At 50.6% G+C, this 12,893-nt stretch carries 9 protein-coding genes; all 9 read right to left on the bottom strand.

The genetic code is table 11. The features are described 5' to 3' along the window. Positions 1–50: 50 nt before the first annotated feature. Positions 51–1,436: a cell division protein FtsA gene (ftsA, locus tag B160_RS0111220; protein ID WP_018628011.1), complete on the bottom strand. Its 1,386-nt coding sequence runs from the start codon at positions 1,434–1,436 to the stop codon at positions 51–53. 11 nt (positions 1,437–1,447) lie between these two features. After that, positions 1,448–2,734 (bottom strand): cell division protein FtsQ/DivIB, encoded by a 1,287-nt coding sequence (locus tag B160_RS0111215; RefSeq protein WP_245562193.1) that lies wholly within the window; start codon positions 2,732–2,734, stop codon positions 1,448–1,450. Continuing rightward, entirely contained in the window at positions 2,731–4,119 is a 1,389-nt protein-coding gene (gene murC / locus B160_RS0111210; protein ID WP_018628009.1) for a UDP-N-acetylmuramate--L-alanine ligase, read from the bottom strand. Before murC ends, B160_RS0111215 begins: the two co-directional genes overlap by 4 nt. Position 4,120: 1 nt before the next feature. Then, positions 4,121–5,209, bottom strand: a complete 1,089-nt coding sequence (gene murG / locus B160_RS0111205) for an undecaprenyldiphospho-muramoylpentapeptide beta-N-acetylglucosaminyltransferase (protein ID WP_018628008.1) — start codon at positions 5,207–5,209, stop codon at positions 4,121–4,123. After that, positions 5,202–6,533: an FtsW/RodA/SpoVE family cell cycle protein gene (locus B160_RS0111200; protein ID WP_018628007.1), complete on the bottom strand. Its 1,332-nt coding sequence runs from the start codon at positions 6,531–6,533 to the stop codon at positions 5,202–5,204. Before B160_RS0111200 ends, murG begins: the two co-directional genes overlap by 8 nt. A 14-nt stretch (positions 6,534–6,547) precedes the next feature. Continuing rightward, positions 6,548–7,885, bottom strand: a complete 1,338-nt coding sequence (gene murD, locus B160_RS0111195) for a UDP-N-acetylmuramoyl-L-alanine--D-glutamate ligase (RefSeq protein ID WP_018628006.1) — start codon at positions 7,883–7,885, stop codon at positions 6,548–6,550. A gap of 3 nt (positions 7,886–7,888) precedes the next feature. Next, positions 7,889–9,166 carry a phospho-N-acetylmuramoyl-pentapeptide-transferase gene (mraY, locus tag B160_RS0111190; RefSeq protein ID WP_018628005.1) on the bottom strand — a complete coding sequence of 426 codons (1,278 nt, stop codon included), beginning with the start codon at positions 9,164–9,166 and terminating at the stop codon, positions 7,889–7,891. Positions 9,167–9,286: 120 nt separating this feature from the next. Next, entirely contained in the window at positions 9,287–10,747 is a 1,461-nt protein-coding gene (locus tag B160_RS0111185) for a UDP-N-acetylmuramoyl-L-alanyl-D-glutamate--2,6-diaminopimelate ligase (protein ID WP_018628004.1), read from the bottom strand. 10 nt (positions 10,748–10,757) lie between these two features. Then, positions 10,758–12,890: a penicillin-binding protein gene (locus B160_RS0111180; protein WP_026309700.1), complete on the bottom strand. Its 2,133-nt coding sequence runs from the start codon at positions 12,888–12,890 to the stop codon at positions 10,758–10,760. Positions 12,891–12,893: the final 3 nt, after the last annotated feature.

The raw sequence follows: 12,893 nt of genomic DNA, 5'->3' as shown, positions 1-12,893 counted from the left end.
AAACCTGTTTTGTAAAATGGGTTAATTATAGTTGTTGTTCGTTGTTGTTCTTATAAATGGCCATCCTCTTCTTCCTTGAAGATATCGATGATGCCATTTTTAAATTTGTCCCAGAAGTTCTTCAGCGGCTGTCGTTTTTCCACCGTTTCAGCAGCCACATTTTCTTCCGCAATCAATACCTCTTCGGAAGCACCGGCCACGGCACCCTGTTTGATCAGGTCCTGGGGCACCGGGATATTGATAAAGCTTTTTTCAAACACCTTCCGGTTATTCTCAAAATCGTCATACCCTTTCAGGATCAGTCCCAGACAGGTAGAATAAGTGGGTTTCGCCAGTTCTTCGATATGGCCCGCAGCCAGATGCTCATTGGGCAACCCGATCCGTGCCGGCAATCCCGTAACATATTCGGTCAGCTGGATCAGGTGACGCAGCTGGGAACCACCACCCGTAAGCACGATACCTCCGTTCAGCTGACGGTTATCCATGCCGATCTGTTTTAAATGATAGGTCACAAAATCGAGGATCTCGCTCATCCGGGCCTGGATGATGTTGGCCAGGTTCTTAACGCTGATCTCTTTTGCCGGCATGCCCCGCAACCCGGGTATGGTAATGTAAGCATTGGCCTTGGCTTCATTGGCCAGGGCACTTCCGAACTGGGTCTTCATTTGCTCTGCCTGGCTTTTTAATACGCCCAGACCGGTTTTAATGTCATTGGTAATGTTCTCACCGGCAAAGGGGATCACGGCGGTATGGCGCAATACGCCGTCGGCAAATACGGCAAGATCCGTAGTGCCACCACCAATATCCACAATGGCCACACCCGCTTCCAGGTCTTCCTGCCCCATTACCGCTGCCGCAGATGCCAGTGGCTGTAATACCAGGTCCTTGGTATATAAACCGGCTTTTTCCACGCTGCGGTTGATGTTCCGGATCGCGTTCTTGTCGCCGGTAATGATGTGGAAGTTAGCTCCCAGCTTCACGCCGCTGTAACCAATGGGGCGTACAATATTGGGCATGTTATCGATGGTATATTCCTGGGGAATGACATCAATGATCTGATCCCCGGCCGGAATATAGGTCTTATATTGTTTGCTGATCAGCAGGTCTACCTCCGCCTGGGAGATCTCTTCTTCCTCAGTTTCACGAACAATATCGCCGCGGGTTTGCAGGCTTTTGATGTGATGCCCTGCAATGCCCACATATACTTCCCCGATATTCAGGTTCGGATTTAGCGACAAACAGTTTTCCAGTGCCAACTTTATGGCTTTGATCGTTTCATCGATATTCAGGACCTGGCCGTGCTTTACTCCATTGGAGTTTGCTTTGCCGAAGCCCAGGATCTCCAGTTTTCCAAATTCGTTTTTGCGCCCGGCAATAACAGCAATCTTGGTGGTTCCAATGTCCAGTCCTACGATAATGGGTTGTTCAGGATTCATATATTTCGTTTTTAGTTGTTCTTTTTTGTGGATGTTCTTTTGGCTGCAACTTTTTTAGCGGTTTCTTTCCGCTTTGCCGCTGCCGGTTTCTTTACGGTCGTTTTTTCCTTTACCGCCGTCCTTTTGCGATCCGTTGTTTTTGTTGCCGGTCGCCCGGAGGTTTCCTTTTTCTGGGTCTGCTTTGCCGGCGCCGTGGGTTTCCGCACCGTATTCTTCGACGCTTCTTTTTTTACATCCGCTTTGCGGCTGGCCGGCGCTATCTCTTTCTTCGCAGCCGCTGCGGCCACCAGCTGCGATTTTTCATCGGCTGCCTCCATGTCCTGCGCGCCCATATCTTCCTCATCTTCCAGCCTTTCGTAAGGAAGTTTTATATCAATGGCCGTATCCGCCTTAGGCAGTTGCAGGCCCGGAACCACTTGTGCCACCTCGATCAGGTCATTGGCCTTGCGCGACTGCTGCAGCAGCTCTTCAATATTCTTGCGCAGCTGCAGCGAGTCCAGTTTTGAATAATCGCCTTTTATCCCGATCACCTGGCCGTTGTACTGCACATCTACCCGCTTGTACTTATCAAAGCCGGTACGTTTCAGCACCTGGTCGTAAAACAGATAGAGGCGGTGAAATTTAGAAGCGATATCGCTGCCGTCGCCCAGGTCTACCCGGTGGTTGCCCACTACCGGTATCATTTCCATATTCCAGCACCCGGCTCCGCATTTATGAATGTCGATCTGCGATACCTGGGAAACCCAAAAAGAATCACTGCTGATGAAAGAGGCTGCTGCGATCATATGTTCCAGCAGGGCACTGTCCACCGCATTCATGATCTTCGGATTCGGATAGCCGGTAAACACAGGCACGTCCAGCGAGATCTTATCCGAAAGCGGGATCTGCTTTCCGGCCTCATCAATATAAAAAGAGCTTCCGTTGCCGGTAAATATCCGTGCCAGGGGCTTACGCTCCGTAACGTTTACACGAAGAATATCTTTATTATCAAAATACAGCTCGGCGTTGTACACCCAGGAGCTCTGCTCCAACAGGTCTTCGATGCGCGGCAGATTGAATCCGATTTTGCGCTGTCCCTTCACTGCCCCGCCGGACGCCTCCTTCAGTAATTTTGCGATCTGCTCTTTGGAGCTAAACAGGCTTCCTCCCTGCGCACCCCGGATGCTGATCGCATATCCCTTACAGGTACTGCCGTCCTGTGCCCGCATAGCAGCAGCGATCAGTGTAAACATACCGGCTCCCACACCCAGCCACATGAGTGTCAGCAACATTCTTTTTATAGCCCTTTTCCTGTTCACTTTGTATTTAATAAACGCTCTTTAATCGGTTCAACCAATTTATCAATATCCCCCGCACCCGCGGTAATGATCACTTCTCCGAACTCCCGTTCCCGGTTTTTTGAAAAATCATCTGCCACCCACTGCAACAATGCTTCCTTTGTCATCAATACAGGATCCGCCCCGTCCATCAAATCAGCAATGGTATTGCTTTCAATTCCGGGTATCGGTTGTTCCCGCGCAGGATAAACGGGCAGTAAAACCGCCTTGTTAACCATGCTCAAAACAGCAGCAAAATCCTGGGCAAAATCTTTTGTACGACTGTACAAATGTGGCTGGAAAATTAGCGTACATTTCTTTTGGGGAAACAGGGTTTTTACACTATTTATTAACGCCTTCAGCTCTTCCGGATGGTGCGCGTAGTCATCTACAAAAACCAGGTCCTTTTGTTTGATGACGTACTCGAACCGGCGCTTTACCCCTTTAAATGACGCAACTGCTGTTTTTATTTTTTCCGGGCCAATATTCAAAGAACCTGCCACCGCAACGGCGGCTACCATATTCTCAATGTTGTGCATCCCGCCCATATTCAGATGCAGGCCTTCCATGGTGGACGACGGCAGCACCAGGTCAAACGTATAGCCACCGTCATTCAGCCGGATATTGGCGGCATAAATATTGGCCTGGTCATTCTGCAAACTGTATTGCCACATACGTTCTGCCTTCAGCTCGCGGCCGATGCCCAGTTTCCGGATCAGCAGCCCTCCTCTTTTCAGGCGCCCGGTAAAGTCGGCAAATGCCTGCCGCACATTTTCTGCGGTCCCATAGATATCCAGGTGATCCGGATCAATGGCTGTGACCACCGCAACATCCGGGCTCAGTTTTAAAAAGCTGCGATCGTATTCATCCGCCTCGATCACGCAAACCTCTTTATCGCTGCTCCAGAAGTTGGTATTATAGTTTGCCGAGATCCCTCCCAGGAAGGCATTGCATCCATACCCGCTGTCGCGCAGCAGGTGCGCGATCATGGTGGTAGTGGTCGTTTTGCCATGGGTGCCCGCCACACATATGTTAAAAGAACTTTCCGTGATCCGCTGCAATACCTCGCTTCGTTTCATTACCGGGTATCCCTTCGCTTTATACGCATTCAACTCTGCGTGGTCCGCTGGTATTGCCGGCGTAAATACCACCCAGTCCACATCTTCAGGCACCTGTGCCGGATCCTCTTTATAATGAACAGGTATTCCTTCCGATACCAGGGCTTTTGTCAGCGCCGTTTCTGTTTTATCATACCCGCTTACCGCAACCCCTCTCGAATAAAAATAACGCGCGAGGGCACTCATTCCAATTCCCCCGATCCCGATAAAGTAGATCCTTTTCAGATCCCCTATTGTTTTTTCCTGCACGTTATATGGTTTTTAAAATTTCGTTGGCCACCCGTTCATCCGCATCCGTTACCGACAATGCCGAAAGGGCCTGGTTCATCTGTTTCCGCGTTGCTCCGTCGCCTGCCAGTTCGATCACCTTTGCGATCGCCGCAGCCTTTGCCTCATTGTCTTTTACCATCCAGGCTGCTCCTTTGTTCACCAGCTGCAGGGCGTTCACCGTCTGATGATCTTCCGTTGCAAAAGGGTACGGTACAAAGATGACCGGTTTTTGAGCTACGCAAATTTCCGCTACCGTCATGGCACCCGCCCTTGCCATGATGATGTCCGCAGCTGCATAAGCGTACTGCATTTCCGTTATGAAGGGGTTGGCCCAGATCTCTTTGTGCTCCACTGCAATTTCCATCGCTTCCTTCGACAGGGTCTTACCGGTTTGCCAGATCAGCTGCAGGTTGGCTTTTAACAGGGCTCCCACATGTGCGATCACGGCCTCATTGATTGACCGGGCGCCCAGGCTTCCGCCCACTATCAGCACCGTCAGCTTCTCCGGGGGCAATGAAAAATACTGCAATGCTTCCGCACGGGTAGTATTCATAGCCGCAATGGCCTGCCTTACCGGGTTGCCCGTTACCATGATCTTATCTGCCGGGAAGAACCGTTCCATACCATCGGTTGCCGTAAATACTTTTGTAGCATTCCTACCCAACAGGATATTGGCTTTACCGGCAAACGAATTGGATTCATGGATAAACGTAGGGATCCCCCGGGACTGTGCATATTTTAATACCGGGAAGGTGGAATAGCCTCCTACGCCAATTACCGCATCCGGTGTAAAAGCGCCGAAGATCTTCCGCACCTGGAAAAAGCTTTTTATGAGCTTAAACGGCAGTGCCAGATTCTTTATCAAAGAGCCGCGGTTAAAGCCCGCAATATCCAATCCTTTTATCTCATATCCTGCCTGCGGCACTTTCTCCATTTCCATCTTTCCCTTCGCACCCACAAACAGGATCTGTATGGAAGGATCTTTTCGCTGCAGTGCATGGGCAATGGCTATGGCAGGGAAAATATGTCCCCCCGTTCCACCGCCTGCTATGATGATTTTTTTATGCATTTGTTTTTTCAGCAATTTCCACCTCCACCACTTCTTCGGATACTTCTTCCGCCGCCAGCTGCGGCCGTTCCAGGTTCTCCACATTCCGGGACACACTCAGGATGATGCCAATGGCCAGGCAGGTGAACAAAAAACTGGAACCTCCCATGCTCACCAGCGGCAGGGTAACCCCGGTCACCGGAAAAAGATTTACCGTTACAGCCATATTGGCCACTGCCTGGATGGCCAGGGTAAAGCTCAGCCCCAGGGCCAGGAATGCGCCAAATGCAAACGGACATCTTTTAAAGACCCGGATGCAGCGGTACAGGAATACGATATAGATGAAAAGGATAAATGCCCCGCCGATCAGACCATATTCCTCGATGATAATGGCGAAGATGAAATCATTGTACGCCTGTGGAAGATAATCCCTTGTGGTGCTGTTACCCGGCCCTACTCCTACAAAGCCGCCTTTTGCAATGGCGATCTTGGCCTGGTTTACCTGGTACATCTCATCATTATCCGCCTCTTTGCCTCCATACATGAAATTCTCCACACGCCCGATCCACGTATCCACCCGCGTGGTCAGTCCTCCCGTTGCCTTTTTTACCGCCTGAGTGGTTTCGGTGGTATCCACATCTTTTCCGCTATTGTGGCGCACAACCGCGGCCATCACCAGCATCATAATGGGCACCAGCGCCAGGCCGGCCACCAGCAGTAAATGCTTCACACTTACCCGCCCGATAAATAACAGCATCATGCAGCTGGCACCCAGCAGCAGTGCGGTAGACAGATTGGCCGGTGCGATCAACAAACAGGTGATCCCGATGGGAATGATCACCGGCAGGAACCCTTTTTTAAAACTCTTGATCACCTGCTGCTTCCTGCTCAGCAGGCGGGCCAGGTACATAAACAGCGCCAGCTTCGCCAGATCCGAGGTCTGCATGGTCATGTTGATGAACGGCACCCGTATCCAGCGGCTACCCTCATTCATCTTTACGCCAAAAAACAACGTGTACGCCAGCAGGGGAATGCTCAGTATAAACAGGATGCGCGCTACTTTTGAGTAGATTGTATAATTGACACGGTGCGCAAAATACACAATGGCAAAACCGAGCAGGATGAAGACCACCTGCTTAAACAGATACACTTCAGTATTGCCTTTGTATTTTTTATACGCCAGGGAACCGGTAGCGCTGTACACAGCCAGCAGGGAAACCAGCGTGAGCAACACGACGAGTGCCCAGATCACTTTGTCGCCGCGGGCATGCTGATCCAGCCCTCCCTTCCAGCTGCTGACCTTCGCTGCTTTTTCTTCGGATCCTATTTCTGCTGTTGCTGCCATTTTCAAATACGATTTTATAGCTCAATGACCGCGCGCTTGAATTGCGTACCCCGGTCTTCATAATTTTTAAACAGGTCAAAGCTGGCACAGGCCGGGCTCAGCAATACCACATCTCCTTTTTCTGCATGGGCAAAAGCCGCACCTACGGCTGCTGCAGCGCTATCGGTGTCGATGATCACCGCCACGCTTTCTTTAAACGCCTCATGGATCTTGGTATTGTCGGTCCCCAGGCAAATGATGGCTTTTACCTTTTCTTTCACAAGATCCGTCATCAGCGAATAGTCATTCCCCTTGTCTACGCCGCCCAGGATCAGCACAGTGGGTTTATCCATGCTTTCCAGCGCATACCAGGTGGAGTTCACATTGGTGGCTTTGCTGTCGTTTATGAACTCCACACCCCTGATGGTGGCCACATGCTCCATCCGATGCTCCAGGTTCTGAAACGTCTGAACCGCCTCGCGGATCTTTTCCTTCCGGATGTCCATTGTTGCTGCTGTAACACACGCTGCCATAGTGTTGTACTGGTTATGTTTACCTTTTAGTGTAAAGTCGTAAATACTCATGTTCATGAAGTCTTCACCCGTTCTTACATACATATCGCCATCCTTGATAAAAGCCGCGTTATTTTCTCTTTCCATGCTAATCGGTAGTTGAATTGATTGAATATTGAATTTGTCTATTGATTCCTTTGTTACGGGGTCGTCTGTATTGTATATAAAATAATCTGTTGCCTGCTGATTCTCAATAATGCGAAACTTGCTTTTTATATAGTTATTAAAATTGTATTCATAGCGATCCAGGTGATCCTCGGTAATATTGGTGAGCACCGCGATATACGGCCGGAACGTTTCAATGTCATCCAGCTGAAAGCTGCTCACTTCCACTACGTACACCGGCCTGGGATCCAGGGCCACCTGCTTTGCAAAGGAGGTACCGATATTCCCCACCAATGCCGCATCAAGCCCGCCGGTCTTGCAGATATGATGGATCAGGGAGGTGGTGGTGGTTTTACCGTTGCTACCCGTAATGGCAATGATCCGGCTGTTGCCTGCAAACCTGCCGGCCAGTTCTATTTCACTGATCACCGGAATCCCTTTTGCCCTTATTTTTTTTACGAGCGCATTCTTCTCCGGGATGCCCGGGCTCTTTACCACTTCACCGGCATCCAGCACCCTGGCTTCGGTATGCCCGCCCTCTTCCCATTCGATCCCCGCCTGCTGCAGCTCACTGCGGTATATTTCTTTCAAAGAACCTCCGTCTGACAGGAAAACCGTGTAGCCCTGCTGCTTTGCCAGCAGCGCAGCTCCCACGCCGCTTTCACCCCCACCCAATATGACCAGCCGTTTTTCCATTTCCTATCGCAGCTTTAAGGTTACAATACACACCACTACCAGCAGGATCTGCACGATCCAGAACCTTGTTACGATCTTTGCCTCATGATATCCCAGCTTCTGGTAATGATGATGCAGCGGGCTCATCAGGAAGATGCGCCGCCCTTCTCCATACTTCCGTTTCGTATATTTAAAATACGTCACCTGCAGTGAAACGCTCAGCACCTCCACCAGGAATACGCCGCAGAATATCGGGATCAGCAATTCTTTATGAACGATAATAGCCACCGACGCAATGATGCCCCCCAGGGTCAGACTTCCCGTGTCGCCCATAAAGACCTGCGCGGGGTATGAATTATACCAGAGAAATCCAACGCAGGCGCCGATCATGGCCGCAAGAAAAATAGACAGCTCTCCAAGATTGGGGATGTACATGATGTTTAAATAATCCGCAAAATTGAAGTTGCCGCTGGCATAGGCAAAAATCCCCAGCATGACCCCGATCAGCGCCGAAGTGCCGGTTGCCAGCCCATCGAGCCCGTCCGTAATATTTGCCCCGTTGGATACTGCCGTAATGATAAAGACCACAATGAGGATATACAGTACCCAGGTATATTGTTCCAATGCCTTCGGCAGCAGCCGCGCATAATTAAATTCATGATTTTTTACAAACGGGATCGTAGTGATCGGGGCCTTCGTGGCCACAAAATGCTTGGTGCGGTTGTTGACCGTTTTGGTGATCACTTCCGTTTCCGCGGTGTTGGGCGTACCGATGTATTCGCGCCAGATCTTTACATTGCTGTTAAAATACAGCACTGAGCCTACGGTAATGCCCAGTACCACCTGGCCAAAGATCTTGAACCATCCGGCCAGCCCGTCCTTGTCCTGCTTTTTGTAGGTTTCTCCTTTTTCGCGGGCAATGCGCTTGGCCCTCAATTTCAGATAATCATCCAGGAAACCGATGGCGCCCAGCCAGACAGTGGCAAACAGCATCAGCAGGATGTACACCGTATTCAGCCGTGCAAAGAGCAATGTAGGCACCAGGATGCCCAGGATGATGATGATCCCACCCATAGTGGGGGTCCCTTTCTTCGCCTGTTCTCCCGCCAGGCCCAGATCCCTTACCGACTCGCCTACCAGTTTGGCACGAAGGATATTGATCAGCCGTTTACCATATATCAGCGTAATGGTAAGCGCCAGCAGCACCGCCATCATCACCCGGAATGTAATGAACTCCATCAGGTTCCGGCCGGGGAAATTGATACCGTTTTGCTTAAACCACTCAAATAAATGATATAACATACTTATTAATGTACTAATGTGTTCATTTGAAAATTTGAAAATGAGTCTTTCAGTAATATGCCTGCACTCAACTTCAAACGTAAAACCTCGAACTTTAAACTTTAAACCTCAAAAGATCCTTCACTTCTCCAGCAATTCAAATACTTCCCGAACTACTTCCCGGTCGTCAAAATGATTCCGTACGCCATTCACTTCCTGGTAGGTTTCATGGCCTTTGCCGGCCACCAGTATGATGTCTGACGGATTGGCCAGGCTGACCGCCGTTTTGATCGCCTCCCGCCGGTCTGCAATGGAGATGCACTTCCGCCTGCTGCCTGCCGGCACGCCGGCCTCCATTTCCTTTATGATCTCCTGCGGATCTTCGTTCCGGGGGTTGTCACTGGTAAAAATGACCTTATCACTGTACTCGCAGGCCACTTCTGCCATAACCGGTCTTTTTGTTTTATCCCGGTTGCCACCGCAGCCCACAACGGTAATGACCTGCTCAAACCCTTTTCTTAATTTTTTGATGGTAGCCAGCACATTCAGCAATGCATCCGGTGTGTGCGCATAGTCTACAATACCGATCACATTCGACTTTGGAGCGATCAGGTATTCAAACCTTCCCGCTGCGCCATTCAACACGCTCAGCGCCTGCAATACCGTTACTTTTTCCTGGCCCAGGCAGACCGCTGCACCATAAGCAGCCAGCAGGTTATAGGCGTTGAACTCCCCGATCAGGCGGAAATGCACTTCCTGCTCATCCACCATCATGTGCAGTCCCATAATATTATTGTCAAGGATCTTTCCTTTCACATCACTGCTGGCCTTCAGGCTGTAGGTCTTTACAGAGGCCCGGGTATTCTGAACCATCACCATACCCCGTTTGTCATCCACATTGGTCAGCGCAAACGCTTCTTTTGGCAACTGGTCAAAAAAAGCTTTTTTTACCCGGATGTATTCGTCAAAGGTCTTGTGATAATCCAGGTGATCGTGCGTGATATTGCTGAAGATCCCCCCGGCAAATTGCAGCCCCGCTATCCGGCGCTGATGTATGGCGTGTGAGCTGACCTCCATAAAAGCATAGCTGCAGCCTTTGTCCACCATCTGGCCCAGCAGGGCGTTCAGGCTTACCGGGTCCGGAGTTGTGTGGGTAGCTTCCAGTGTATCGCCACCAATGCGGTTCTGTACGGTACTGACCAGGCCACAGGTAAAACCAAGACCGCTGAACAACTGATAGAGCAGGGTAGCAATGGTCGTTTTGCCGTTGGTACCGGTAACCCCTACCAGCTGTAACCGGGCAGAAGGCTGCTGATAAAAATTATGTGCCATAATGCCGGCCGCGGCGGCAGTATCAGCAACCTGCACATAAACCACATCATCACGCATTGTTTCCGGAAGCGTTTCGCATACTACTGCAACCGCCCCACTCTGAACGGCATTGTCAATGAACCGGTGCCCGTCCGTTCCTCCTTTCACTGCCACAAAAACCGCCCCGGGCTTTATGTTACGGGAATCGATGGCCACCACAGTTACGTCAACGGCCGTACTCCCGTGTACCGCCTGTAATTGGGTTGTATATAATATTTCCTGTAACTGCACTTAATATTATTTATGCCAGATTTAATGTTACGGCCTGTCCTTTTGCAAAAGAAGTACCTGGAGCAATCGACTGCCCCTGCACTTTTCCGCTACCCTGTACTTTTACGCGCAATCCCATCTGCTCCAGCAACCGGATCGCATCCCTGAGCCCCATGCCCTTTACGCTGGGCATTACACTGTTCCGTACCACGCTGCCGGTAACCACCGGCTTGTATTTTTTTGCATACATGGTTGCCCACCGGCTGGACGCTAATGAATCCACAAAAGGAATGTCCAGCAGTGCCAGTACATTCTTTATAGCTTTTGCGCTGCCTGCATAAAAGTAGCTGGTGCTGTCTCTGGCGCCTTCATAGCTTTTAGGAGTCTTGCGCTCCACATACATGGAATACACTTTTGTGGCGATTTCCCGGAATACCGGGGCGGCCAGCTGTCCTCCATAGTACATTCCGGCACCGGCCCGGGTACGGATGGTTACGATGCAGGAGTATTGTGGATTTTCCGCAGGGAAATAACCGGCGAATGACGCCTGGTAAACACCATGTCCGTACTTGGTATTTCCATCGGCCACATGCGCCGTGCCTGTTTTACCCGCAATCTGGAACGGCACCCCTTCAAACACTTTTTTGCCGGATCCCTCGGTAACCACCAGCTCCAGGCTTTTTTGAGCCGCTTTGATGGTAGCGGGTTTTGCAATGGCTTCTTCCAGTACCCGGGGCTCCATTTGTTTTACGATCACTCCTTTATTCCGGATGCTGTTTACCAGGTAGGGGCTCACCATTTCCCCGTTGTTCGCAATGGCATTATACAGCGTTAACAGCTGCATCGGGCTTACCCGGATGGCATAGCCAAAGCTCATGGTGATCAGGTTCATCAGCCCGCCGTGGTCCTTTTTCAGGGGAGCGATCCCCGGTGGAGGCACCCCGCTGAGATCAATGGTCGATTTTTTATCGAGGTGGTATTTGGCGAGGTATTGCTTGAATTCTTCCGGGTCCTTTCCAAAAGCCTTCATGCCTACTTTTCCCATTCCGATATTGGAACTGTGCGCAACACATTCTTCGATCGTCATGACCGGCCTGGGCATGGCGTGCGCATCCGAAATGATCCGCGGGCCTACCTGCATCCGGGCAGCGCTGCCCACCTCAAAAAGGTCACCGGGTTTTGAAGTGCCCTTATCCAGCGCTGCCAGGTAAGTAGCTATTTTAATGGTAGAGCCCGGTTCTGTAACCCGCAGGGCATAGTTATCATTTTCCCAGTAGGTGGTATCATTGGGGTTGCGGCCAAGATTCGCAATGGCCTTTATTTTTCCCGTTTTGGTTTCCATTAAGATGGCGGTTCCATATTCGGCATGCGTCGATTGCAGCATCCGCAGCAGGGCGGTTTCCGCAATATCCTGCATATTTACATCCAGTGTCGTGTACACATCTTTCCCATCCTCCGGCTCTACCTGGAACCCCTCCACAGGCACCGCGCCTCCGGAAATATAACGCACCACCCGCTGCCCGTTCTGCCCGTTCAGCAAGCTGTCATAACTCATTTCCAGCCCTACATTCATTTTTTTTATCTTGCCTTCGCTGTTCACATAGGCCCGGCTTAGCCCGATGGTCCGGTTGGCAAGCAATCCAAAGGGTGCAATGCGTTTGCTGGACTCTTCCACGATGATGCCGCTTTTGTTCTTACCCATGCGGACGAGCGGAAATTCGCGCAGTGCTTTAAAGTCTTCAAAGGAGATCTTCTTTTTTAACGCATAATAGCGGCTGCCTTTTTTATAGGCCTCATCAAACTCTTTCCGGTATTGCCGGGCGGTTTTGTCCTTAAAATAATCTGCCATGGCCACCGCAAAAGAATCGATATACTCCCGGTATACTTTCCCGTCTTTCAGCCGCAGCCCTTCGGCCATAAAGTCCATATAAATATCAAACTGGGGCAGGGAGGTACTGAGCATTTGCCCGTCCTCACTAAAAATGGTACCCCGGTCGGCATTGATCTCCACAATCTTCTGATGCATGCTATCGCCCATGCTTCTCCAGTGCTCGCCCTGTACCCGCTGAATGACGGTGGCCCGCCCCAGCACCAGCAAACAAAGCAGCACGATCCCGATAAAACAGAGATACACCCGCCACAATATGTCCTTCTTTATTTCCAATGC

The sequence above is a fragment of the Niabella aurantiaca DSM 17617 genome (assembly GCF_000374125.1).
Lineage (GTDB): Bacteria > Bacteroidota > Bacteroidia > Chitinophagales > Chitinophagaceae > Niabella > Niabella aurantiaca.
The sequence above is the reverse complement of the archived record's forward strand: the minus strand, read 5'-3'. Positions and strand labels throughout refer to the sequence as shown.

Bases quoted from the DNA above. Each gene is read 5' to 3' on its own strand.
- ftsA (WP_018628011.1), bottom strand. From the start codon at position 1,436: ATGAATCCTGAACAACCCATTATCGTAGGACTGGACATTGGAACCACC.
- murG (WP_018628008.1), bottom strand. From the start codon at position 5,209: ATGCATAAAAAAATCATCATAGCAGGCGGTGGAACGGGGGGACATATT.
- B160_RS0111200 (WP_018628007.1), bottom strand. From the start codon at position 6,533: ATGGCAGCAACAGCAGAAATAGGATCCGAAGAAAAAGCAGCGAAGGTC.
- murD (WP_018628006.1), bottom strand. From the start codon at position 7,885: ATGGAAAAACGGCTGGTCATATTGGGTGGGGGTGAAAGCGGCGTGGGA.
- mraY (WP_018628005.1), bottom strand. From the start codon at position 9,166: ATGTTATATCATTTATTTGAGTGGTTTAAGCAAAACGGTATCAATTTC.